18 protein-coding genes are annotated in these 24,445 nt (G+C 69.9%); 15 read left to right on the top strand and 3 right to left on the bottom strand.

Translation table 11 applies throughout. From position 1 onward, the window contains the following. Positions 1-2: 2 nt before the first annotated feature. Complete coding sequence (locus tag ACWDTI_RS07995; protein ID WP_449737530.1) at positions 3-956, top strand: 4-hydroxy-3-methylbut-2-enyl diphosphate reductase; 954 nt, start codon at positions 3-5, stop codon at positions 954-956. 9 nt (positions 957-965) lie between these two features. Here the strand turns inward: ACWDTI_RS07995 and ACWDTI_RS07990 are convergent, their stop codons facing one another. Continuing rightward, complete coding sequence (locus ACWDTI_RS07990; protein ID WP_449737529.1) at positions 966-2,411, bottom strand: amidase; 1,446 nt, start codon at positions 2,409-2,411, stop codon at positions 966-968. Positions 2,412-2,550: 139 nt separating this feature from the next. On the opposite strand from ACWDTI_RS07990, the gene ACWDTI_RS07985 reads away from it, so the two are divergent. Further along, positions 2,551-3,639, top strand: a complete 1,089-nt coding sequence (locus tag ACWDTI_RS07985; RefSeq protein ID WP_449737528.1) for a class I SAM-dependent methyltransferase — start codon at positions 2,551-2,553, stop codon at positions 3,637-3,639. Between the two features lie 17 nt (positions 3,640-3,656). Then, on the top strand, positions 3,657-6,740 hold the full coding sequence (locus tag ACWDTI_RS07980) for an ATP-binding protein (RefSeq protein ID WP_449737527.1): 3,084 nt from the start codon (positions 3,657-3,659) through the stop codon (positions 6,738-6,740). Between the two features lie 69 nt (positions 6,741-6,809). On the opposite strand, the gene mycP is transcribed toward ACWDTI_RS07980, so the two are convergent. Further along, positions 6,810-8,213, bottom strand: a complete 1,404-nt coding sequence (gene mycP, locus ACWDTI_RS07975; RefSeq protein ID WP_449737526.1) for a type VII secretion-associated serine protease mycosin — start codon at positions 8,211-8,213, stop codon at positions 6,810-6,812. A gap of 1 nt (position 8,214) precedes the next feature. Next, positions 8,215-9,750 (bottom strand): type VII secretion integral membrane protein EccD, encoded by a 1,536-nt coding sequence (gene eccD, locus ACWDTI_RS07970; RefSeq protein WP_449737525.1) that lies wholly within the window; start codon positions 9,748-9,750, stop codon positions 8,215-8,217. 107 nt (positions 9,751-9,857) lie between these two features. Here eccD and eccCa point away from each other — a divergent pair, with 107 nt between their 5' ends. The 12 genes from eccCa (at position 9,858) to ACWDTI_RS07910 (ending at position 24,396) form a co-directional block, all read left to right on the top strand. Next, positions 9,858-13,877, top strand: a complete 4,020-nt coding sequence (gene eccCa, locus ACWDTI_RS07965; protein WP_449737524.1) for a type VII secretion protein EccCa — start codon at positions 9,858-9,860, stop codon at positions 13,875-13,877. Positions 13,878-13,888: 11 nt separating this feature from the next. Next, a complete protein-coding gene (locus ACWDTI_RS07960; RefSeq protein WP_449737523.1) occupies positions 13,889-15,190 on the top strand; it encodes a type VII secretion-associated protein in 1,302 nt (433 codons plus the stop codon). A 184-nt stretch (positions 15,191-15,374) separates the two neighbouring features. Further along, a complete protein-coding gene (gene rplM / locus ACWDTI_RS07955; RefSeq protein WP_449737522.1) occupies positions 15,375-15,818 on the top strand; it encodes a 50S ribosomal protein L13 in 444 nt (147 codons plus the stop codon). After that, on the top strand, positions 15,815-16,405 hold the full coding sequence (gene rpsI / locus ACWDTI_RS07950) for a 30S ribosomal protein S9 (protein ID WP_449737521.1): 591 nt from the start codon (positions 15,815-15,817) through the stop codon (positions 16,403-16,405). The genes rplM and rpsI overlap by 4 nt, the downstream gene beginning before the upstream one ends. Positions 16,406-16,407: 2 nt before the next feature. After that, the gene (glmM, locus tag ACWDTI_RS07945) at positions 16,408-17,748 is read left to right on the top strand and encodes a phosphoglucosamine mutase (protein WP_449737520.1); all 1,341 of its coding nucleotides are present in this window, start codon (positions 16,408-16,410) and stop codon (positions 17,746-17,748) included. Further along, positions 17,745-18,443, top strand: a complete 699-nt coding sequence (locus ACWDTI_RS07940) for an HAD family hydrolase (protein ID WP_449737519.1) — start codon at positions 17,745-17,747, stop codon at positions 18,441-18,443. The genes glmM and ACWDTI_RS07940 overlap by 4 nt, the downstream gene beginning before the upstream one ends. A 99-nt stretch (positions 18,444-18,542) precedes the next feature. Then, the gene (locus tag ACWDTI_RS07935; RefSeq protein ID WP_449737518.1) at positions 18,543-18,878 is read left to right on the top strand and encodes a hypothetical protein; all 336 of its coding nucleotides are present in this window, start codon (positions 18,543-18,545) and stop codon (positions 18,876-18,878) included. After that, positions 18,875-19,879, top strand: a complete 1,005-nt coding sequence (locus tag ACWDTI_RS07930; RefSeq protein ID WP_449737517.1) for a hypothetical protein — start codon at positions 18,875-18,877, stop codon at positions 19,877-19,879. The genes ACWDTI_RS07935 and ACWDTI_RS07930 overlap by 4 nt, the downstream gene beginning before the upstream one ends. A gap of 25 nt (positions 19,880-19,904) precedes the next feature. Further along, positions 19,905-20,108 (top strand): hypothetical protein, encoded by a 204-nt coding sequence (locus tag ACWDTI_RS07925; protein WP_449737516.1) that lies wholly within the window; start codon positions 19,905-19,907, stop codon positions 20,106-20,108. Positions 20,109-20,117: 9 nt separating this feature from the next. Next, on the top strand, positions 20,118-21,068 hold the full coding sequence (locus tag ACWDTI_RS07920; RefSeq protein ID WP_449737515.1) for a dienelactone hydrolase family protein: 951 nt from the start codon (positions 20,118-20,120) through the stop codon (positions 21,066-21,068). A 23-nt stretch (positions 21,069-21,091) separates the two neighbouring features. Beyond that, positions 21,092-22,954: a glutamine--fructose-6-phosphate transaminase (isomerizing) gene (gene glmS / locus ACWDTI_RS07915; RefSeq protein WP_449737514.1), complete on the top strand. Its 1,863-nt coding sequence runs from the start codon at positions 21,092-21,094 to the stop codon at positions 22,952-22,954. Positions 22,955-22,962: 8 nt separating this feature from the next. Continuing rightward, positions 22,963-24,396 carry an NAD(P)H-hydrate dehydratase gene (locus ACWDTI_RS07910; RefSeq protein ID WP_449737513.1) on the top strand — a complete coding sequence of 478 codons (1,434 nt, stop codon included), beginning with the start codon at positions 22,963-22,965 and terminating at the stop codon, positions 24,394-24,396. Positions 24,397-24,445: the final 49 nt, after the last annotated feature.

The raw sequence follows: 24,445 nt of genomic DNA, 5'->3' as shown, positions 1-24,445 counted from the left end.
CCATGGTTGATCGCAAGCGTGTCCTGCTGGCCGAACCCCGCGGCTATTGCGCCGGGGTGGACCGTGCCGTCGAGACCGTCGAGCGGGCTCTGGACAAGCACGGCGCACCGGTTTACGTGCGCAAGGAGATCGTGCACAACCGGCACGTGGTGGACACGTTGACCGAGCGGGGAGCGATCTTCGTCGGCGAGACCGACGAGGTGCCGGAGGGTGCGCTGGTGGTGTTCTCCGCGCACGGCGTCTCGCCGGAGGTGCACCGGACGGCCGCGGAACGGAAGCTGAAGACGATCGATGCGACCTGCCCGCTGGTCACCAAGGTGCACCAGGAGGCCAAGCGGTTCGCGCGCGACGACTACGACATCCTGCTCATCGGGCACGAGGGTCACGAAGAGGTCGAGGGCACCGCCGGGGAGGCGCCCGAACACATCCAGTTGGTCGACGGCCCGGACCACGTCGACGATGTCGAGGTGCGCGACGAGTCCAAGGTGATCTGGCTGTCGCAGACGACGCTGTCGGTCGACGAGACCATGGAGACGGTCAAGCGTCTGCGGGAGCGGTTCCCGCTGCTGAACGATCCGCCGAGCGACGACATCTGCTACGCCACCCAGAACCGGCAGGTCGCGGTGAAGGCGATGGCCCCGCAGTGCGATCTGGTCATCGTCGTCGGATCACAGAACTCGTCGAACTCCCAGCGACTCGTGGAGGTCGCGCTGCAGAACGGCGCGTCGGCCTCCTACCTCGTCGACTACGCCCGCGAGATCGATCCGGCCTGGCTCGAGGGTGTCACCACGGTGGGCGTGACGTCGGGTGCGTCGGTCCCGGAGGTGTTGGTGCGCGGCGTGGTCGATCTGCTTGCCGAACACGGCTTCGACTCCGTCGAGACGGTTACCACGGCCGAGGAGACGCTGACCTTCGCGCTTCCGCGCGAGCTGCGGCCGGCACGCACCGCGAAGTAGCGGCCGGCTTCACCAGAGCTCGGCAAGGACGTCGCCCGCCCAGATCGGCGGCCGGCGATCCGCCCACGGCCGTGCCCGTTCGAGTTGACCGGCCAGCCGGAATAGCCGGGCCTCGTCACCGAAGGCCCCGAGGAAGTGCACCCCGATCGGCAGGCCGTCGCCGTTCCACCACAGCGGGACCGACATCGCCGGATTGCCGGTGATGTTCGCCACCACACCCGCGTACGCGACCGTGGGTCCGCCCGCCCGCAGCGCACGCGTCGGGTCCTCGCGAGTCGAGGTGATCTCGCCGATCCGTGCCGGCGGTTGCGACAGCGTCGGCGTGAGCCAGACATCCACCTCGGTGAGGAACGATGCGACGCGACGCGCGAACCGTTGGCAGGTCTCGATCGCCAGCAGATACCGTCCCGCGCTGACCTGTTCACCCTTCTCCCAGTAGTAGCGGGTGAGCGGATCGAGGTCGTCGGGGCCGGGCCGTCGTCCGGTGCGTCGGATCCAGTAGTCGAGGATCCAGGATGTCGCCGAACAGAACACCTCGCCGATGGCGGCGCCCACCTCCGGCGTAAGGCCGGGGAGGTCGACCTCCACCATCTCGTGGCCCAGTGTTGCGCAGAGTTCGACGGCGTCGCCGAGGGCGGCGGTGCAGTCCGGATGGCCGGGAACCCCATCGGGTGTCCGCTCGGTGTACCCGATCCGGAGCCGCCCCGGATCTCGGCCGACCTCGTCGAGGAAGGGAGCGGTCCGCGGTGGCGCGGGATATGGATCACCAAGTGCGGCACCGCAAGTCGCGTCGAGTAAGGCTGCGCTGTCGCGGACGGTGCGGGTCAGCGCATGCTCGACGGCCCACCCGCTGACCGCGTCGCCGTACTCCGGGCCCAGCGGATTGCGGGCCCGGGTCGGCTTCAACCCGAAGACCCCGCACGCCGAGGCCGGGTAGCGCAACGATCCCCCGAGGTCGTTCCCGTGCGCGATGGGGACCATGCCCGACGCGACGGCCGCGGCCGATCCGCCGCTCGATCCGCTCGTCGAGCGGCTCGGGTCCCACGGGTTGCGGGTGGGACCGTGCAGCACCGGCTCACACGCCGGTGCCATGCCGAACTCCGGGGTGTTGGTCTTGCCCAGGATGACCAGGCCGGCTGCCCGCCAGCGCCGCACGAGTTCGCTGTCGGTGTGCGACACCATGCCGTCGAGGAAGCGGGAACCCTCGTGGAACGGCACACCGGCGATCTCGACGACGAGATCCTTCGCCAGCATCGGTACGCCGGCCAGCGGGGCGTCGGGCCGAACCGTCGCGGCCGCCTCGAGAGCCTGGTCGAACATCGGTGTGATGACCGCGTTCAGCTCCGGGTTGGCCGCCTCGATCCGGGTGATCGCGGCCTCGGTGAGGTCGACGGCGCTGAGTTCGCCGGTGCGCACACCCTCGGCCATGGCCACCGCGTCGTAGATGCTGTCCATGATTCCTCCGTTCATCGGGGCTCTCCCGTCACCAGGTGGTGCGCGAGTCGCGACCTAGCGATCCGCGAGGTGCCGACTCGCGCATCTCTGGATGAGGGCCGATGCACGATCGGTCCCGATCCGAGGAGAGGACGCGATCATGACCATCGAGATCGACGCCGAGGCGGACGTCGAGCGGGACATCGAACTGGGGATGGGCAGGTTGGAGACAGATCTCGGCAGCACCCTCGGGGTACTGCTGATATCGCTCGGCACGCGAAGCGGCTTGTGGGCGGCGCTGGCCGGAGCCGGGCCGTTGACGGCGGCGCAGGTGGCGGAGAAGGTCGATGTCGACCGATCCCTCGTGCGTGAGTGGCTACGCGGCCAGGCCGCCGGCGGCTACCTCGACTACGACGCCGACGCGGACACCTTCCGGCTCGGGGAGGGGATGCGCGGTGTGCTGGTCGACGGACCCGGCGGGGCCATCGTGGAGGCGTGCGTCGAGATGCTCTCGTCGATGGTCGACGGTTTCGCCGACTTCGCCGAAGCATTCGGCGGCGGACAAGGATTCGGCTGGCATCAGCGGACCGTGCAGCACTGGCACGGCACCGACCTGTTCACCCGGACGGCGTTGCCGCCCGAACTCATCGGGGCCGCGCTCGCCGGGGTGTCCGGCGTACACGAGACCCTGACGTCCGGGGGCCGCGTCGTCGACGTCGGGTGCGGCTACGGAGCGCCGACAACGGCGATCGCCCGGCTGTATCCGCATGCCGACGTCGTCGGCATCGACTACCACGACGCGTCGATCATGCACGCCCGGTCGGTGGCGGCCGCCGACGCGATCGGCAATCTGCGCTTCGAGGTGTGCCCCGCCGGAGACCTCGCGGATTCGGGTGCCACGCTGATCACCTTCTTCGATTCCCTGCACGACATGGGTGATCCGCTCGGCGCGCTCTTGGCGGCCCGCCGCGCGGTCGCCGCGGACGGCGCAGTGGTGCTCGTCGAACCGCCCGGCGGCGATCACGTGAGCGACAACCTGAACCCGGGCGGCCGGATGTTCTACGCGGTGTCCACATTGGTGTGCACCCCGAACGCCGTGTCGCAACGGACCGACACGTCGTCGGAGCCGCTCGGGGCGCTGGCCGGCATCCGTGCCCTGACCGACCTGGCGCAGCGCGCCGGCTTCTCGTCGGTGCAGCAGATCGACATCGGTGCGCCGATGAACCTGATCTTGCAACTACGGCCCTGACCGGCGACGATTGCGTCATGGGCGGCATCCCCGAGTTGCTCGGACGCAGCCATGTGGTCGCGGTGCTCGACGAGGCACTGGAGAGCGCCGAGGTGTCCGGTGCCGGCAATCTGGTCCTGGTGTCCGGGGAGGCCGGTATCGGCAAGTCGGCCGTTCTCGCCTGGCTGGTCGATCGGGCCACGCCCACCTGCCGGGTACTCCGTGGATTCTGCTCCGAGCACGCCGGTGCACCGCCCTACTGGCCGTGGTCGCAGGTGCTGCGCGCGAGCCACGCGTCGGCCGCCGAACTCGGTGAGGCGGCGCGGTTGCTCGACCCGGCCGGATCCACGGTGCCCGACGGGGTCGCCGAGGCCGCCGATGCGCAGTTCCGGTTGCTCGACGCGGTGTCGCGGTTCCTGGTCCGGGCGTCGAGCGACCGACCGGTCGTGGTGGTGATCGATGATCTGCATTGGGCAGACCCGGGATCGCTGGCGCTCCTCGCCTTTGTGGCCCGGGCCGTCCGTGATGCCCCCGTGCTGTTGGTGGGCGCCTTCCGGGACACCGAGGCCCCCGACGAGATGTCGGATGTCTCATCGGTGGCCACACAGGTGGTCCTCGTCGGACTCGAGCGTGCGGAGGTCGCGGCGATGGTCGCCGCTATCCCGGGTCCGGTGCCCGCGCCCGCGGTGGTCGAACAGGTCTGGCGCCGCAGCGGTGGCAACCCGTTCTTCGTCGGTGAACTCACCCGCCTCGTCCAGGCCCACGGATCGGCGACACCGCCGAAACACCTGCCCGCCAGCATCATCGAAACGGTCCGGCGACGCCTGGCCCGACTGTCGAGCACGTGCGTGCGGTTGCTCGACTGGTGCGCGGTCGGGGGCAAGGAGATCGACGTCGGTTTGCTCGTGGCGGCCGGTGCGACCGACGACGCGGACGTCGCCGCCGACGAGCTCGCCCACGCCGAGCGGGCCGGGATCATCACCATGGATCCGCCGGCGTTCGTCCACGACCTCTACCGGGAGGCCGTCCTCGAGGACATGGGAACGCCGCTGCGCAGAGAGATCCACCATGCGCTCGGACGTGTCCTCGCCGGCATCGGCGACCCCGATTCGGCGGCGCGTGCGGCGGCTCATCTGCTGGCCGCCGGAACCGCGGCCAGCGACGAGGCGGTCGTCGCGTCGCTGCAGGCCGCCGAGGTGGCGACCAGTCGCCTCGGCCACACCGCCGCGATCGGCCACTATCGCGACGCCCTGGCCCTGATGGCGCCGGGACGAGACCGCAACGTCGTGCTGGTGAGTCTCGCAGTGGCGCAGGACCGCGCCGGACGGCTCGAGGACGCGCGCGACTCCTATCGTCGGGTGGTGTCGGCGGGCCGGGCCTGCGGCGATGCGACGCTGCTGGCGCGGGGCGCCCTGGGACTGCAGGCCCTCGGCCATCGGTCCGGCGAGCAGGACACCGAGGCGATCGCCCTCCTTGCGGAGGCTGTCGACATGCTGGAACGGTGCGGCGGTCCGGTGGGTCTGCGTTCGCGGGTGCAGGCGGCGTCGGCACGGGTGATGATCCACGGATCGTCGACGGTTCCAGGGGCACCGGAACCGGTCCGCATGGCGAGGGAAGCGGTGGCGCTCGCCGAAGGGGGCGATGACGCCGATGCGCTGGCGGACGCCTACCTCGCCCTGCACGATGCGCTGTGGATGCCCGGCAGCGCGGCGCAGCGCAAACCCGTCGTGGACGCGATGATCGAGGCCGCCGACAGGGCCGGTGACCGGGATCTCGTCGCTCAGGGGCATCTGTTGCGGGCGACCGCGCTCCTCGAGATCGGGGACTCGTCGGGACGCGATGAGCTCCTCGAGTACGTCGATCTGGCCGCGCGACTGGGCCACGCCCGCGGGCGGTGGGGATCGCTGACCCGCAAGGCCACATACGCGCAGCTGTCCGGCCGGGCGGCCGAAGCCGCCGCCCTGGGCGAGGAGGCCTATGAGCTGGGGCAGGCGATCGCCGAGCCGGATGCCATGGGGTGTTTCTGTACGCAGCGGTGGTCACTGGTCGCCCTCGGCGTCCGAGAGCCCGCCGCCACGCTCGATACGGCAGATCCGCTGTGGCCGCTGTTCCCGCTGATGCGCGCATGGCCGCTGGTCGTACGCGGTGACCTCGAACGGGCCCGAGAGTTGCTCGGAGACTTCAGTGTCCTCGCGATCACGCCGGGTTACGACCTCGAGAAGCTGGCCGTTGCGGCGGTGGTGTTCGCGGGCGTCGGTACCACCGCCCAACGCCAATGGGCGTATCGAATGCTGAAGCCGCACGCCGGTCTGCACGTGATCATCGGTGGATGCGCCGCTTACCATGCCGCGGTCGATCACCATCTCGGTGCCTTGGCGGCATCGATGGGCGACCGGGATTGCGCGCGTGCGCATTTCACCGATGCTCTGCGCATGCACACCGAACTGGGTGCAGCGGGCTGGGTCGAGCTGACTCGTCACGAGCTCCAGGGTCTGGACAAGGCGTTGCCCGCCAACGAGTTCCGCCTGATCGACGACCGTTGGTCGTTGTCGTTCGCCGACCGTCGGGCAACCTTGCCCGACGCAAAAGGTCTCGCCGACCTGCACACGATCATCGCTGCACACGGGCGGCCGGTCCATGTGGTGGACCTGTTGGGTCCCGAGGTGGCCGCCCAGGTCGGGTGGACGGGCGCCGACCGCGTCCTGGACGATCGCGCGAAGGCGGAATACAAGGCACGTATCGACGAGTTGGCCGCGGGGATCACCGAGGCCGAGGACATCGGGGATTCCCATGGGGCGCAACGCCTTGACGACGAGCGGTCGGCGATCATCGCCGAACTCGCCGCGGCGGGCGGATTCGGCGGACGCGACCGTCGGCTCGGAGACGCGACCGAGCGCGCACGAAAGACCGTGGGAGCGCGAATCCGGGTGAGCCTCGGCAAGATCGAGCGGGTGCACCCCGAACTCGCCGCGCATATGCGGGCATCGGTGCATCTCGGGACGTCGTGCACATATCAGCCGACGACACCGCACGAGTGGCGGTGCGGGAGTCCGGCACCCGAGCGACGCACCATCAAGGCGAATACAGATGCGGTGCCGCAGCGTGGCCGAGGAGATCGTTGACGCGGCGAACCGCTGACGCCGCAACGCTATCCGGCCGCCGAGATCGACTCGGTATGAACCGGCGAACTCTCAGTACTCCTCGGGATCCGGACGCCTGACCCGGCGCGGCAGTGAGATGGCCAGCACCACAACCACGACCGCGGCGCAGACTCCGGCGCCGATCAGGGCCACATCGCGAGTGCTGTGATCGGGCACGCCACGCGCCGACGGCGCGGCGATCTGCTGGGCGGCATTCGGATCCGGCAGCTCTCCGGGGATCTCGTGGGTGAGTGCGGCGACAGGGTCGATCACCCCGTGACCGATCTGCGAGTCATGCCCGGCGCCCGGCGCGTGTGCGGTGCGGGTGATCCGGTCCATCACCTGCCGTGCCGTCAGGGTCGGAAAGCGGGCACGCACCAGGGCGACCGTCCCGGCGACATACGGTGTGGCAAAGCTGGTGCCGGCGATCGGCACCGGGCCGCGCTCACCGGTCTGGGCGTCGACGAGCCCCGTTGATCCGGGCGTGCTGTCGAGGCTGACGATGTCGGTCCCGGGCGCGGCCACCGACACCCACGGGCCGTGCAGGCTGAACGAACTCGGCACGCCGGTCGGCGCGTTCACCGCGCCCACGGTCAGGACATACGGCACGAACCAGGCGGGGCTCGCGACCGTCGCCACCGAACCCCACCCGCCGTCACGGGTGGGAGCCGACTCCGGATTCTGATCGCGGCACTTCGAGTTCGGCGACAGATTGCCCGCCGCGACGACCACGACGACATCGCGGTCGTACGCATACTTCACCGCCGCACCCAAGCTCGCGTCATCGAGCGCGGAACCTGCGGGCGCACAGGCCACTTCGGAGATGTTCAGTACCGTCGCACCCAGATCCACCGCTCGCACCACGGCGTGGGCCAGTGTGCGCACCGACCCGTAACCGGACCCGACGGTCGGGTCGGCTTCCGCCGGATCACGATGATCCTTGGCCGCATACGCGCTACTCGACTGGCGGATGGAGATGAGCGTGGCCTCCGGCGCGACCCCCGCGAACGCATCGCGTGGACTCGGTTGGGCGGCGACGATGCCCGCGACGAGCGTGCCGTGGGCGTCGCAGTCGACCAGACCGTTGCCGGTCGACACGTAGTCGCCGCCCGCCCGGACCCGTCGGAGACGAGGATGCGGCGTGACACCAGTATCGATCACCGCCACCGTCTGTCCCCGGCCACGGCTGAATCGCCACGCCTCGGGCAGGTTCATCATCGCCTGGGCGGCAGTGGGTTTCGTTGTGTCGTGCCGTCCGGTGGACCGCGGCGCCGCGCAGGACGTGCGCTGCTCGGTCGGTTCCGCCGGCCCCACCCGGGCCGACCGCACGAGGGCTCCCGGATCGACGCGGGGCTCAGTGATCGCGGCGGCGGGTACCGCGCCGATGATCACGACGCCGACGATGATCACGAGCAGTGCGCCGGCCCCGGTCCGCGTACGGCCATGGATACCCATCTCAGATCTCCCGGACGATCCGGTACAGGTCGAGCAGCCAGAGCAGCAACGGCACGATGACGGCGACCAGCAGATACTCGACGATCTCCGCGGCACGACGCATCACCGGGGAGAACTCGGTGGCCGGTGCGAGAACACCGAAAACCAGTGCGGCGACCAGAATCACCATGCCGAACACGAACGCCGGGATGGGTCGGCTGCCAGGGCCGAACGCCAGTTCGGCGGTCAACGCCAATGCTATTGCCGCGCCGCCACCGATCAGCACCGAGGCCTGTCCGAGGTCGCTGTGCGATCGGCCGCGCAGACACAGCACCGCGCCGACGACCACGGCGAAAGCGGCGGCCTTGGCGTCGAACCCCGCCTGCGGTGCCGCGGCGAGCATCGCGCCGATCGCGGTGACGGCGGTGGTCCCGGCGACGATGCCGGTCAGGTAGGCGTTCGCGACGAACGAGCGGCGTTCCAGCGCATCGGCTTTCGGCAGAGCGATCGCCCCGACCGCTCCGATGCCCTCGATGTCCGGTGCGGAATCGTCCATCGTCGTCTCGATCCGAGCCCCGGCCGTGGGGACCGGCGGCAGCGGAAGTCTCGCCAGCACGATCGTGGCGCGCGGCGCGAGCGCGATCACCAGCACCCCGGTCGCCGCGACGACCGCCGAGACATCGGCAACCGGGGCACCGAGCAGCATGACCGCGGCTGCGCCCATGCCGCCGAGCAGCATCGCGGCGGCCGACGCGGTGTGCAGGGCCGTGCCGACGGCGGTCAGCCGGTGGGAGAGCACGACGGACACCAGCGCCACCGCACATCCCAGCACCAGGTGAGCGGCACCGAAACAACCTGGTACGAGCAGCATTCCGGCGACGAACGCCAGCGGCGTCGACGACGCCGCCAGGACCGTCGCGGTGGCCGTGTCCCGGTGGTGCCGGGCGACGATGGTGGCCGCAGCGACCAGGGCGACGGCGACGATCGCACCCAACCCGGCCGGCCACACGCCGTCGCGCGTCCACCGGTATGCGCAGAGCCCGACGGCGGCGGCCACCGCCGCCAGGACGGCGACGACGTGGCCCACATGGCGCGCGGCCCGCGGCGACCAGCTCGCGAACCGGGATTCATTCAGACGAGCGACGGCGTCGAGCACGTCATCGAACATCTCCGGTGATTCGCTGGTGCGGACCGACCGCAAAACCAGCAGGTCACCGTCACGGATGCCCGATTCGGCCAGTGATCGGTGAGGGGCGATCTGGTCGTGCCCCACCAGCGCCAACGTCCATCGGCCGGCATCGTCGGTGGCACGGGTGCCGTCGTCCGGTTGGCCGTAGCCGTGGTGCGTCGGGGCGCGAGATCCGATCTGCGCGACCAGGTCCGGCATGAACACCGCCACCGGTATCGCCGCAGGTAGACCGACATCGAGTTGGGTATCGCCACCGACCACGGACACCCGTACCAAGACGGGTTCGATGGAGGTGTCCCGGGCGGTGCCCCCGGAAGCCGTCGCGTTGGCCGGTCGCACCCCGGTCGATCGCGTATCCACAGTGGACATCTGCTGGACCTCCCCGCCCCGTTTCGCGGTTAACATAACGAACCGGACAATTCCGTACCAGGGATGCGGAGCGGTTCGGGGAGAAAATCATTCGGGGGGAGTGCATCGTGGTTTCGACGACCGACGGGTTCGTGCGGCATCCGCGGATCACGCCGCCGAGGACACCCGGTGGCGAGCTGACCATCGCAGCTCCACCGGACGTGCCGCGCGCGGTGCCCGGCGGCCTCGTGCGCACCGTCCTGCCGATCGTGATGGTGGTCGCGGTGATCGGCATGCTCGGGCTGATGGTGACGACCAGCGGGCGATCGATGCTGACCAATCCGCTGTTCATGATGTTCCCGCTGATGATGGTGATGTCGATGGTCGGCATGTTCGCCGGCAGCGGTCGCGGGGGCGGCAAGCGCGCAGCGGAACTGAACGAGGAGCGCAAAGACTACCTCCGCTACCTGGGTCAGGCCCGATCCGACGTACTCGAGACCGTCGATGCCCAGCGAACTGCGCTGTGCTGGAGCCATCCCGACCCGAGAACGTTGCTCGACATCATCGGTTCCCGTCGCATGTGGGAACGCCGTCCGGCCGACCGCGATTTCGCGCACGTGCGGGTCGGCGTCGGGTCACAGCGGCTCGCGACACGGCTGGTGCCACCGGAGACCGGCCCGCTCGAGGACCTCGAACCGGTGTCGATGGTCGCCCTGCGACGATTCGTGCGCACGCACTCCGTGGTGCACCGACTCCCGACCGCGATCGCAATGCGCGGATTCCCCGCGGTGAGCGTCGCGGGGGAGCGTCAGGAGACGCGGGAACTGGTGCGCGCCATGGTCGCCGAATTGTGTGCCTTCCACGGGCCCGATCACCTGCGCATCGCGATCGTCACGGCCGACCCGGTGGGCGAGGCGTGGGATTGGGCCAAATGGCTTCCGCACGTGGGACATCCGACGCTGCACGACGGCCTCGGGCCGATGCGCATGATCTATCCGAGGCTCACCGATCTCGAGAACGCGATGGCCGCCGACCTCGACGACCGAGGCCGGTTCAGTCGCTCGGCCCCACCGACGCCCGGCCGCGCGCACCTCGTGATCATCCTCGACGACGGGTACGTCTCCGGCGACGAGCGGCTGACCAATGACGCCGGCGCCGACGGCGTGACCCTCGTCGACCTCGCCGCCCGGCCCGACGGTCTCGCCACGCGACGCGGGTTGCAGCTCGTGGTGCGTGACGGAAAAGTGGCTGCCCGAAGTGCCTTCGGCGTCGAGGAGTTCGCCGACACGGACTCGCTGACCGTCCCCGAGGCCGAGAGCCTGGCCCGCCGGATCGCCCGTTACCGGTTGGCGACCGCGGCCACGCTCGCCGATCTGGAGTCGGAGGTCACGCCGACCGACCCGGGACTGCCCGCCCTGCTGGGCATTCCCGATGCTGGCCGATTCGAGCCCGCCGTCGCGTGGCGCGGCCGCACCGGCCGTGAGCGCCTACGGGTGCCGATCGGCTACACGCCCGACGGCGCCCCCGTCGACCTCGACATCAAAGAGGCCGCGCACGGTGGGATGGGACCGCACGGCCTCTGCGTCGGCGCGACGGGTTCGGGCAAGTCGGAGTTCCTCAGGACCTTGGTGCTCGCGATGCTGGCCACCCACTCGCCGACCGAACTCAATCTCGTTCTCGTCGACTTCAAGGGTGGCGCAACATTTCTCGGTCTGGAACGGGCGCAGCACGTGGCGGCGGTGATCACCAATCTCGAGCGGGAACTGTCGATGGTCGACCGGATGCGCGATGCCCTGTCCGGCGAGATGACCCGACGGCAGGAACTGTTGCGCGCCGCCGGGAACTTCGCCAACGTCACCGACTATGAACGGGCCCGGACATCCGGGGCTCGCCTCGAGCCGCTACCGGCGCTGTTCATCGTCGTCGACGAGTTCTCCGAATTGCTCTCGCAGAAACCGGATTTCGCCGAACTCTTCGTGGCGATCGGCCGGCTCGGCCGGTCGCTGCACATTCACCTCCTCCTCGCCTCGCAGCGCTTGGAGGAGGGCAGGCTCCGCGGACTCGACAGTCACCTCTCCTACCGGATCGGCCTGAAAACGTTCTCCGCCAACGAATCCCGATCGGTCCTGGGAGTGCCGGACGCCTACCATCTGCCCAGCGTGCCCGGATCGGCATTTCTGAAATTCGATTCGTCGGAGCCGCTGCGGTTCACCACTTCCTACGTCTCCGGGCCGTATCACCCGCCGCCCTCGGAGCCCGCCGTCGCCGGTGACGGCCACGGGCGGCAGGGACGGGTGACGATGTTCACCGCGCTGCCCGTGCCGATCGGGGACAGTGCCCCGCACACGGCCGAACTCGACGATCCGGCCGCCGCGTCGGCGCCCTGTCTGCTCGACACGCTGGTAGCCCGGATGGCCGGTCACGGCCCGCCCGCCCACGCGGTGTGGCTGCCGCCGCTGGATGCCTCCCCGACCGTCGAAGACCTTGTCGGGAAACGTGATTGGCGAGTGCCCGGTGGTATGGGGGAGCTGCGGCCGGCGGTCGGGATCGTCGACCGGCCGTACGATCAGCGCCGCGACGTCCACCGTCTCGACCTGTCCGGCGCGGCCGGCAACGTCGCCGTGGTCGGCGGCCCACAGTCGGGGAAGTCCACCACGATACGGACGATCATCCTGTCCATGGCCGCCACCCACACCCCCGAACAGGTGCAGTTCTACTGCCTGGATTTCGGCGGCGGCAGTCTCGCCACGGTCGCCGGGCTGCCGCACGTCGGGTCGGTGGCGTCCCGCGGCGACATGGACGCGGTGCGGCGGACCGTCGCCGAGCTGACCGCGCTGATCCGTGAGCGGGAGCGACTCTTCGGCCGACTCGGGATCGAGTCGATGCGCGACTACCGGACCCGCCGCGCCGAGTGGTTGCGCTCCGGACAGGTCGCCCAGAACGATCCGACGGCCGGTGACCGGCACGGTGACGTGTTCCTCGTGCTCGACGGAATCGCCGTGCTACGCAACGAACTCGAGTTCGTCGAGGAACAGGTCGACGCCATCGTGCAGCAGGGTCTGTCCTACGGCGTGCACGTCATCGTCTCCGCGACGCGCTGGGCGGAGATCCGGCCGGGGATCAAGGACCTCCTCGGCAGCCGCCTCGAGCTGCGACTCGGCGACGCGATGGACTCCGAGATGGGCCGGCGTGCAGCGGCATCGGTGCCGCAGGATCGACCCGGCCGCGGACTGACATCCGACGAGTTGCACATGCTGGTCGCGCTTCCGCGTCTCGACACGGAGTCCCCGGCGGAGTCGTTGCCGGCGGGCGTCGCCCGGGCCGTCGAGCGGCTCGCCGGCGCGTACCCCGGGCGCACCGCGATGCCGGTCCGCAGACTCGGAGCACACATCGCCCAGGAGCGCATCGACGAGCTGGTCACATCGTCGGGAATGGCGTTGGGACCCAATCAGATCGCGATCGGCGTCGGCGAGCTCGAACTCGCGCCGGTGATTCTGGACTTCACCGTGCAGCCACACCTGATGGCGTTCGCCGACGCCGCCCACGGGAAGACGACGCTGCTGCGCAACATCGTTCGAGGACTGGTGCGCACCGCGACACCGGATCAGGTCAAGATCGTCCTCGTCGACTATCGCCGGACCATGCTGGGCATCATCGACGGCGACCACCTGGCCGGCTACGCGAGCTCGGCGGTCACCGCCGGGCCGATGATGACCGAACTCGCACAGTATTTCGCCGGCCGCCTCCCGCCGGAGGATGTGACACCGCAGCAGCTGCGCGACCGCTCGTGGCGCAGTGGTCCCGACGTCTACGTCATCGTCGACGACTACGACATGGTGTCCGCCGCATCCGGCAACCCGCTGCTCCCGCTCGTGGAACTCGCCGCACACGCTCGGGACATCGGCATGCACCTGATACTCGCCCGGCGGTCCGGCGGCCTCGGCCGGGCGATGTTCGACCCGCTGATCGCCCACCTCAAAGATCTCTCCTGCGACATCCTCCTGATGAGTGGTGACCGCGACGAGGGATACATCGCCGGGCGCGCGAGAATGTCCGACCTGGTGCCGGGCCGCGGTGAGCTCATCTCGAGAAACCGGCCGCAGGAGATGATCCAGGTCGGCTACGAAGGACCCGAGACAGGACCATGACAGCGACATCGATGAGATCGACCTCTCCCACCACCCGGCCGACCGTGGTCGACCTCGCGTACGGCCAGGTGCGGATCGACGCCACCCGCTGTGCCGACGTCACCGGCCTGCTCGACGCGGTGGACGCGCCGACCGTGCTGGTGGACGGGACGCCGCGGTACAACCACCAGGCGTGGCAGGGCGTGTGGCGTGACCTGGGACTGCCGGAGCGCGACGGGTCGGGGCCGCGGCCGCTGATCGTCGGTCACCCCAGCACGTGGGGACGGCGCCGGGCCTCGGTGTTGGCGCGCTCGGCGGCCGACCTGGGGGTTCCGGTCACGCTGGTCGGCCGAGCGGTCCTCATCGCGCGCAGCCACACGGACCCGGCCGTCGAACGATGCGTCGTCGTCGAGACCACGCAGCGGCCGACGGTGGCCACCGATCCGGCGCGGCCGTCCGCCGGGTGGTGGAGCGCCACCCGCCTGCGCCGGACCGCCGCCGGGTGGGAGATCGAGGCCTCCGACGTGCTGGAACCGGGCGCCGACGACATCGGTCCGCGCACCGAGACGTTCATCGACGATTCGGTGGAGATGGTGCTCGTCGACGGCGACGATCGCGGTGACATCGCCCACGCCGTCGACGTCGTCGCCACCCATGCGCTGGCCGGACGGGTGATCCCGGTCGATCGGGACATGATCGCCCGCTACGGCTGGCGCACCGGACGTGCCGACGCCTCCGACGATCGGGTGGCCCCACCCATCGCGCCGACCGAGGACTCGCCGCCCCGCCGGCGCCGATCCGGCACCTGGATCGCGGCGGCCGGCGCGGTGGCCGTCGTCGTGGCGGTCGTCGCCGGGGTCATCGGGTTCCTGCAACGGGGCGACGACGCAGCCCACCCCCAAGAGACGGTGACCATCGGCCGGACCAGCCTCGCCGTGCCGGCCGACTGGCGGCGCAGCGAACTCGGCGCGGGCACTCCGGACGCGTCGCGCATCGTGTTCGCCGGCCGCGACGACGGTCGCCGCATCCTGGTGGTGCAGAGCGAGGTGCGGTCGGATTCGACGCTCGCCTCGGTCGCGACGAGCCTGACCAACCGCATCCGGCAGCGCGGCGACGACGTCGTCACCGAGTTCTCGTCATCCACCCGGTTCATGGGCCGCGACGTGATCAGCTACCGCGAGGCGCCGGCATCGGGGAGCGGCATCCGGTGGTACGTCCTGGTCGACGACGCCCTGCAGGTGTCCATCGGTTGTCAGGCGGGCACCGCGGGACAGTCCGTGGACCGCGAGTGTCAGACCGCGGTGTCGAGCGCCCGGATCGCACCGCCCCGGTGAGGCGCGTTTTGACCCTGACCTGCGCCGTCGCGTACCCTGGATCGCTGGTGCGTGGCACCTCCGTCTCTCCGTGCGTCAGCACGGCCGACTGAGGTCGTCGAGGTCCGGGTCCCCGCTGGTCGCCGGAACGCCCTCTGCCACGCCACCCGACCAGTACCCGAATCGAACAGAGCTGAGGACAACTGTGCCCACCTACACCCCGAAGGCCGGTGACATCACACGTACGTGGCATGTCATCGACGCCACCGACGTGGTGCTCGGCCGCCTCGCCGTGCAGAGCGCGAACCTGCTCCGCGGCAAGCACAAGCCGACCTACGCGCCCCATGTCGATGGTGGCGACTACGTCATCATCATCAATGCCGAAAAGGTCGTGCTGACCAGCAACAAGGCCGAGCGCAAGCTGAACTACCGCCACTCCGGGCATCCGGGTGGGCTCAAGGTCCAGACCACCGCCGAGCTCCTCGAGAGCCATCCCGAGCGCGTCGTCGAGAAGGCCATCAAGGGCATGCTGCCCCACACCAAGCTCGGTCGCGCCATGGCGTCCAAGCTGAAGGTCTACGCCGGCCCGAACCATCCCCACGAGGCCCAGCGTCCCGTGTCCTTCGAGATCAAGCAGGTGGCCCAGTGAGCAACGAGAACATCAGCGACGCAGCCGTCGAGGCCGCCGTGGAAGATGCGGCCGCCGCGCAGGCCGATGCCGGTGACGACACCGCTGCCGCCGAGACCGCGGTCGAGCACGCCGTCGAGGCCGTGGAGAGCGCCACCGACGACTACGACACCGAGGCCGTCGTGGCCGAGGCCGTCGTCGATCGCGGGCCGGTCGTCATCGACCGCCCGATCCAGACCGTCGGCCGCCGCAAGGAGGCCGTGGTCCGCGTGCGTCTCGTCCCGGGCTCCGGGCAGTTCCACCTGAACGGCCGCAGCATCGAGGACTACTTCCCGAACAAGGTCCACCAGCAGCTCATCAAGGCGCCGCTGGTCACCGTCGAGCGCACCGAGTCGTTCGACATCTACGCCAAGCTCGTCGGCGGCGGCCCCTCGGGCCAGGCCGGTGCGCTGCGCCTGGGCATCGCCCGCGCCCTCATCGAGGTCACCCCGGAGGATCGTCCCGCCCTCAAGAAGGCCGGCTTCCTCACGCGTGACCCGCGCGCGGTCGAGCGCAAGAAGTACGGCCTGAAGAAGGCCCGCAAGGCGTCGCAGTACTCCAAGCGCTGATCTTGGCACGCCTTTTCGGTACCGACGGCGTCCGAGGCCTGGCCAACGACGAGCTCACACCCGAGCTCGCGTTGCGCCTGGCCTCGGCCGCCGCGGTCGTCTTCGAACAAGATTCCACCGACCACGTCCGCCCGCGTGCGGTCGTCGGCCGCGATCCACGTGCCTCCGGCGAGATGCTCGAGGCGGCGGTCTGCGCCGGCCTGGCCGCGACCGGTGTCGACGCGATCCGCGTCGGTGTGGTCCCCACGCCCGCGGTCGCCTTCCTGACCGCCGACTACGGCGCCGACTTCGGCGTGATGATCTCGGCGTCACACAATCCCATGCCGGACAACGGCATCAAGTTCTTCTCCGGCGGCGGCCACAAACTCGAGGATGCGGTCGAGGACCGCATCGAGGCCGCGATGGCCGACGAGTTCGTTCGCCCCATCGGTGCGGCGGTCGGCCGAGTCGTCGACGCACCCGACGCCGGCGACCGCTACCGGGCCCATCTCGCCACTGCTCTCGAGCATCGGCTCGACGGTCTCACCGTCGTGGTCGACTGCGCGCATGGCGCCGCGTCGGAGCTTGCGCCGCAAGCGTATTCGGATGCCGGTGCCACCGTCGTCGCGATCCACGCCGAGCCGGACGGCCTCAACATCAACGACGACTGCGGCTCCACCCACATGGGCAAGCTGCAGGCCGCCGTGCTCGAACACGGGGCCGATCTCGGGCTGGCGCACGACGGCGACGCCGATCGGTGTCTGGCCGTGGACTCGACAGGTCAGATCGTCGACGGTGACGTCATCATGGCGATCCTGGCGACCGCGATGTCGCGGCGAAACAGCCTGCACGACAACGTTCTCGTCGCGACGGTCATGAGCAATCTGGGTCTGCACATCGCGATGCGGGACGCGGGGATCACGGTCGCGACCACGGCGGTCGGTGACCGGTACGTCCTCGAGGAACTGCGACGCGGCAGCTACTCACTGGGCGGGGAGCAGTCCGGCCACATCGTCGTCCCCGCCTACGGCACCACCGGCGACGGCATCCTCACCGGCCTGCTGCTGATGGAGCAGATGGCCGCGACCGGTCAGCGGCTCGCCGAACTGGCGGCCGGCATGACCGTGCTGCCGCAGGAACTGATCAACGTGCGCGTCGCGGACAAACATGCGGTGGCGCACTCGGATTCGGTCACCCGCTCGGTCGCCGAGGCGGAAGCCGAACTCGGGGACGGCGGCCGCGTCCTGCTGCGTGCCTCGGGCACCGAGCAACTGGTGCGAGTGATGGTCGAGGCTCCGACCCCACAGACCGCGCAGGCGGTCGCCCGGCGCATAGCCGACATCGTCGAGTCCGTCGGATCATGAACGCGCCCAAGGCGGTCCTGTTCGATTTCTCGGGAACGCTGTTCCGGTTCGAGGCGCGCGACGAATGGTTCGACGGGCTGCACGACGAGCAGGGCAACGCGCTGCACCTCGACCACCAGGCCGAGTTGATCCGACGTATGACCCAGCCGGTGGGCATCCCCGCAGAGATCGACCACTACGACCGAACCGCCTGGGAGGACCGCGATCTCGACCCGGCGCAGCATCGTCGCGCATACCTGGCGATGCTGCGGGCATCGGGCCTGACGGTGCAGGGCCAGGCCGAGCAGCTGTACGCGCGCGTCCTCGACCCGCAGTCGTGGTGCCGGTTCGACGACACCGAGACGGTATTGCGCGGACTGCGCGCAGCCGGTGTCGCGGTGGGCGTGGTCAGCAACATCGCGTTCGATGTGCGCGAGGTCCTGGCGCGGTTCGGACTCGACGACCTCGTCGACGTCTACGCGCTCTCCTACGAGGTCGGCGCGATCAAGCCGAGCCCGGACATCTTCCGTGCCGCCCTCGAGCCGCTCGGTGTGGAACCTTCCGACGCACTCATGATCGGGGACAGCGAGGTCGCCGACGGCGGTGCGCGTCAGCTCGGATGTGCCTTCGAGCTGGTCCACGACACCGCGCCGGCACAGCGACCGACCGCGCTGCTCGACGCCGTGCGAGCACACGGAATCGCGATCGGGGACTGACGGCGCGATTCGACGTCGCCTGTTCGATCGACAAACGGGGAACGCACCGGCCGTCGCGCGCGTCTAAACTTCAAGCGGACGCGCGCAAGGGGGTAGGCAATGCCGGATTCGCGGCTGTTCATCGATGCCGACGAGATCGCCGACGTGGTCTCCTTCTACCGCTCGGCGGCCGAGGTCGTCGGTGCCGCCGCTGCCGATCTCGGTGCCGAGGAGCTGGGGGACTGGGCCCTCGACGACGACTATCGCGAACTCGGTGACCGCTACCGCGAGATGGGGCGGATCATCGCCCTGCGACTCGCCGAACAGTCCGTCGCCGCCGACCGCCTGTCCATCGCGCTCGAACACGGACTGACCGTGCTGACCGACGCCGACAGCGACATCCGGCATGATCTCACACGCCCGGCAGACCGCGATCCGGGTGAGGTCACTCGGTGACCGCGCGGTCCGATTCGCTTGCGGCACTGCGTGATCGAGCGGTGTCCGGGATTGACGACCTGATCGCGATCCTCCGTCTCGCCGAGCGGCTGAACATCGATGCCGCCGACCCGGCAGATGTGGAGCCACCGTTTCTCAAGGTGGGGGCCTTCGACGCGGCCACATTTGCCGCCGACAGTCACCGCCTGGCCGTCGCCTACCGTTCCGTCGCCGATCACCTGCACCGACTGCCCGAACAACAGATCCGGCTCGACCGCGGCTGGACCGGCGACAGCGGCACCCGGGCGGTCGGCGCCGTCGTCGCGCATCAGCGCCGTGCGGAGGCCGACCTGCACACCCTGCGCACACTGTCGGACGCCACCGGCGCGGCGGCATCGGGCATCGACCAGCTCCTGCGCACCTGGTACGTCACCGTGGTGCGGCTGACCGCCCCACTCGTCGCGGGTGTGCCCATCGAGGCAGTACCCGAGGCCGTCGTGAGCGGTCAGGTGCCGCTCAAGATCGTCGCCGAGGACATCACCTCGCGGGCCGGTCTCTACTTCACCTCGGCGGCGACCACCGTCGACGGTATCGACGAGATACTGCGACAACTCACCCGTGCCACCGACGACATGGACGCCGATCCATACCCGACAGACCCTGTCCCGGCCCCGCGCGTCGACCCCGCCCCGCGCGTCGACCCGGCCCCGCGCGTCGACCCCGACCGGACGCCGGACTCCGCTGTCGAGGTGACACCGACCGGGGTCATCGCCGAGCCGGTGCCGGACGCCGTCGAATCACCGCATCTGCCGCCGGACGGCAGCGATGACGGCCCGAGCGACGAGGCCGGCGATCTCGACGTCCCGTTGCAGCTCGGTCCGGTGGAACCGGCCGCGCCGGCCGGGGACGCAGCCCTGATCGCGCCGCAGCCGTCGGGTGTCCCGGCGGACGCATCGGCAGGTGCCGGGCGGTCCGAGGAGACGGCGCCGTCCGGGAGCCTTGCCCTCGCCGGCGACGAGTGAACGCCCGAAGACACGAGAGGCATCGATGAACCTGGCCGACCAGATCGAGGCGATCGCCCGGGCCGCCACAACCCGGGTCGTCGACGCGTCCAAGGAGTTCTCCGCCACGCAGCGGCGACTGACCACGGAGCTTGCCGAGCACCGGTCCTCGACCGACGAGTCCGATGTCACGATGGTGCCCGCCGACGTGGCCGAGGCCGGTCCCCACCAACCGGCCCCCGGCGAATAGGCTGTCGTCGTGGCGGGAACCAAACAGGCGTCGGCGACATCCGCGCGGGATCGGCGTACGAAACCAACCGGCTCGCCCGGCAAGCTGATGGGTGAGCTCGCGCGCCGCGGTCCGCACAAGGTGTTGCGCGGCAACCTGGGCGTCGTCGGCATGCGAGGGCAGATCTTCACACCGGCGACCGGGCGACGACTGCCCGCCGTCGCGTTCGGTCACACCTGGCTGGCCGGCAGCGAACGATACCGTGACCTGCTCTATCACTTCGCGTCGTGGGGCTTCGTGACCGTCGCACCCGACTCGAACACCGGCTTTCTCGCCTCCGACATCGGGCTGGCCACCGATCTCCGGTCCGCCCTCGGCGTGGTGACCAACATCCCGCTGGGGCTCGGTGCGGTGACCGTCGACGCCGATCGACTGGGATTCGTCGGCCACGGGTTCGGCGCATCGGCGGCGGTCGTGGCCGCATCCGATCAGCCGCTGGGTGGTCTCCCGGTGCCGTCCGTCGGCGGTGTGGCCGCGCTCTTCCCGGCACCGACGACGTCGATCCTGTTGCCGGCCGCCGGTCTCGTCTCCGCACCCGGTCTGATCGTCACAGGGGCCGGTGACCTCGAGACGATGGATTCCAATGCCCTGGCCCTGGCCAAGGCATATGGCGGCGATGTGGTGTTGCGCACCATCCCCAAGGGCAACGCGCGTGACCTTCTCGAACGGCGCACCGTCAAGGCGGTCATCGGCCGGAACGGTTCCGACCGGGCGCTGCACGGTCTGGTGCGGGCGCTGTGCACGGGATTCCTGCTGCACACGGTGGCCGGCGAGGCGGCCTACTCGGGGTTCGCCGATCCGTCCGAGACCGTCGGCAAGCTGGGTCTGATCGATCTCGACTCCCCGCCGCCCATCACGGTGGATCCGGTATCGCGGCTGTTCGGAGCAAAACCCAAGAAGCGCCGTAGCAAGAAGGGGTGAATTCCCCGGTACCCTGACTAGCTATGTGTGGAATCGTCGGATATGTAGGCCAGCGCGATGCTCTGGACATCGTGGTCGAGGCACTTCGGCGGATGGAGTACCGGGGGTACGACTCGGCGGGTGTGGCCATCCTGGACGGGCGCGGTGGAACCGTCATCCAGAAGAAGGCCGGCCGGCTGGAGAATCTGGACAAGCAGATCGCGACGGTCGGCCGCGACCGTCTGTCCGGCAGCACCGGTATGGGTCATACCCGATGGGCAACGCATGGTCAGCCGACCGACCGCAACGCGCACCCGCATGTGAGCACCGACGGCCGGATCGCCGTCGTGCACAACGGCATCATCGAGAACTATGCCGCCCTGCGGACCGAACTCGAAGAGGCCGGCATCGAGTTCAGCTCCGACACCGACACCGAGACCGCGGTGCACCTCATCGAGCGCGAGTACGCGGCCGGGCCGACCGCCGGCGATTTCGTGGCCAGCGCGTACACGGCGCTGGGTCGCCTCGAGGGTGCGTTCACCCTCGTGTTCACCCACTCCGATCACCCGGACACCATCGTCGCTGCTCGTCGGTCGACACCGCTCGTGCTCGGCGTCGGTGACGGCGAGATGTTCCTCAGCTCCGATGTCACCGCGTTCATCGAGCACACCCGTGACGCGGTCGAGCTCGGACAGGACGAGGTGGTGGTGATCACCGCCGACACCTACTCGATCACCGATTTCGACGGAGAAGTCCGCTCCGGCAAGCCTTTTCACATCGACTGGGACCTCGCGGCCGCGGAGAAGAGTGGCTACGACTTCTTCATGCTCAAGGAGATCGCCGAGCAGCCGGCCGCGCTCGCCGACACCTTGCTCGGTCACCTCCAGGACGGCCGCATCGTCCTCGACGAGCAGCGTCTGACCGATCAGGATCTCCGCGACGTCGACAAGGTGTTCGTCGTCGCCTGCGGTACCGCCTACCACGCCGGGCTCCTCGCCAAGTACGCCATCGAGCACTGGACCCGGCTGCCCGTCGAGGTGGAACTGGCCAGCGAGTTCCGCTACCGCGATCCCGTGCTCGACCGGTCCACCCTGGTGGTGGCCATCTCGCAGTCCGGGGAGACCGCCGACACCCTCGAGGCCGTCCGCCACGCCAAGGACCAGAAGGCCCGCGTCTTGGCCATCTGCAACACCAACGGCGCCCAGATTCCGCGGGAATCCGACGCGGTCCTCTACACGCACGCCGGACCCGAGATCGGGGTCGCCTCGACGAAGTGCTTCCTCGCCCAGATCGCGGCCGCCTACCTCGTCGGCCTGGCGCTGGCCCAGGCCCGTGGCACCAAATTCGCCGACGAGGTGTCCCGTGAGTTCGCCGCCATGGAGCTCATGGCCGACGCGGTGACCGAGGTGCTGGACACCATGGAACCGGTCCGTGACCTCGCACGATCCCTCGCACACCACAACACTGTGCTGTTCATCGGACGTCACGTCGGCTACCCCGTCGCCCTCGAGGGTGCGCTCAAGCTCAAGGAGCTCGCCTACATCCATGCCGAGGGATTCGCCGCGGGCGAGCTCAAGCACGGCCCCATCGCGTTGATCGAAGATGATCTGCCGGTCATCGTCGTGATGCCGTCCGCCGACGGGCGTGCGGTACTGCACTCCAAGATGGTCAGCAACATCCGCGAGATCCAGGCCCGGGGCGCCCGCACGATCGTGATCTGCGAAGAAGACGATCTCGCCGCCCGCGCGGTGGCCGATCACTTCATCCCCATTCCCAAGGTGCCCACGTTGCTGCAGCCGATGGTGTCGACGGTGCCGCTGCAGGTGTTCGCGGCGACCGTCGCCCAGTCCCGCGGCTACGACGTCGACAAACCACGCAACCTGGCCAAGTCCGTCACCGTCGAATAGCCGGTCGCATGCCGATCCCGTACCTCACCGCCGACGCCGTCCGTGACGCCGAACGTGCCTCCGGGGATCTCCTGGCCAACGGGACCTTGATGGCGCGTGCCTCGGCGGGTGTCGCGCACGTGGTCGGCCGATACCTGTCACGCACCGGCGGCTGCTACGGCCGACGCGTCGGCCTGGTGATCGGGGCGGGCGACAACGGTGGCGACGCCCTCTACGCCGGTGCACTGCTCGGGCGCCGCGGAGTCGCCTGCCAGGCCGTACTGCTCGCACCGGACAAGGCCCATCCCGGCGGACTCGGGGCGTTCCGGCGATCCGGCGGCCGGGTCGTGGCAGATCTGCGCGCAGGTCTCGACGCGGTGATCGACGGGGTCGTCGGCATCGGCGGACGCGGACCACTCCGCCCGAACGCTGCCGCGGTGTTCGGTGGCTTGACACCGGCCGATGCCGGTGGCCCGGTCATCGTGGCCGTCGACCTGCCATCCGGTGTGGACGCCGACACCGGCGAGATCCACGACCCGTCGGTGCACGCCGATCTCACGGTGACGTTCGGCGTGCACCGCAACGCTCATCTGCTGGCGGCGCCGCGCTGCGGGCGGACCGAGCTGATCGACATCGGCATCGACGTCCCGGATGTCGATCCGCCGCTGCTGTCCCTGACAGACGACGAGGTGGCGGCCCTGTGGCCGCTGCCCGGCCCGACCGACGACAAGTACACCCAGGGTGTCGTGGGCGTCATCGCCGGGTCGGCGAGATACCCGGGCGCCGCGATCCTGGCGAGCGGCGCTGCCGTCGCCGCAACCTCGGGAATGACCCGCTATGTCGGCACCGCCGCGGACGAGGTGGTCGGACACTGGCCCGAGGTCGTCGCGGCCCGATCCGTCGCCGATGCGGGACGGGTGCAGGCCTGGGCCGTCGGACCCGGGATGGGTGTCGACGACACCGCGTTGCGCCTGCTGCGCGAGATCCTGACGACCGACCTGCCGGTGCTCGTCGACGCCGACGGACTCACCCTGCTGGCGCAGCACCCCGAACTGGTCACCGACCGGGACGCACCAACCCTGCTGACGCCACACGCCGGTGAGTTCGCCCGGCTGGCCGGTGCCGAGGTCGGCCCCGATCGCCTTGGCGCGGTGCGCGACCTCGCCGCCCGGTGGCAGGTCACGGTGCTGCTCAAGGGCCGGATCACCCTGGTCGCCGAACCGGACGGCGTGGTCTTCGGCAACGACGCGGGCAGCTCCTGGGCGGCGACCGCCGGTGCCGGTGACGTGCTCTCCGGGATCGCAGGTTCCCTCCTGGCGGCCGGAATCGCCCCCCATCTGGCGGGTGCCGCCGCCGCCAGGGTGCACGCGCACGCCGCGCGACTCGCCAGCCGCGGCGCACCGATCGGGGCATCGGCCCTGCTGGCGGCGCTGCGACCGGCGATCCGGGAACTGTTGGCCTGACCCGCGGTGCGCGATACGCGATGCACTCAACCGCATCTGGGACAATGAA

Source organism: Gordonia sp. NPDC003424, assembly GCF_053588655.1.
The sequence above is the reverse complement of the archived record's forward strand: the minus strand, read 5'-3'. Positions and strand labels throughout refer to the sequence as shown.

Excerpts from the sequence above, each read along its gene's own strand:
- ACWDTI_RS07985 (WP_449737528.1), top strand. The coding sequence starts at position 2,551 with ATGACCATCGAGATCGACGCCGAGGCGGACGTCGAGCGGGACATCGAA.
- ACWDTI_RS07940 (WP_449737519.1), top strand. The coding sequence starts at position 17,745 with ATGAACGCGCCCAAGGCGGTCCTGTTCGATTTCTCGGGAACGCTGTTC.
- mycP (WP_449737526.1), bottom strand. The coding sequence starts at position 8,213 with ATGGGTATCCATGGCCGTACGCGGACCGGGGCCGGCGCACTGCTCGTG.
- ACWDTI_RS07960 (WP_449737523.1), top strand. The coding sequence starts at position 13,889 with ATGAGATCGACCTCTCCCACCACCCGGCCGACCGTGGTCGACCTCGCG.
- glmS (WP_449737514.1), top strand. The coding sequence starts at position 21,092 with ATGTGTGGAATCGTCGGATATGTAGGCCAGCGCGATGCTCTGGACATC.
- ACWDTI_RS07925 (WP_449737516.1), top strand. The coding sequence starts at position 19,905 with ATGAACCTGGCCGACCAGATCGAGGCGATCGCCCGGGCCGCCACAACC.
- ACWDTI_RS07935 (WP_449737518.1), top strand. The coding sequence starts at position 18,543 with ATGCCGGATTCGCGGCTGTTCATCGATGCCGACGAGATCGCCGACGTG.
- ACWDTI_RS07910 (WP_449737513.1), top strand. The coding sequence starts at position 22,963 with ATGCCGATCCCGTACCTCACCGCCGACGCCGTCCGTGACGCCGAACGT.
- ACWDTI_RS07995 (WP_449737530.1), top strand. The coding sequence starts at position 3 with ATGGTTGATCGCAAGCGTGTCCTGCTGGCCGAACCCCGCGGCTATTGC.
- ACWDTI_RS07980 (WP_449737527.1), top strand. The coding sequence starts at position 3,657 with ATGGGCGGCATCCCCGAGTTGCTCGGACGCAGCCATGTGGTCGCGGTG.
- eccD (WP_449737525.1), bottom strand. The coding sequence starts at position 9,750 with ATGTCCACTGTGGATACGCGATCGACCGGGGTGCGACCGGCCAACGCG.
- ACWDTI_RS07990 (WP_449737529.1), bottom strand. The coding sequence starts at position 2,411 with ATGGACAGCATCTACGACGCGGTGGCCATGGCCGAGGGTGTGCGCACC.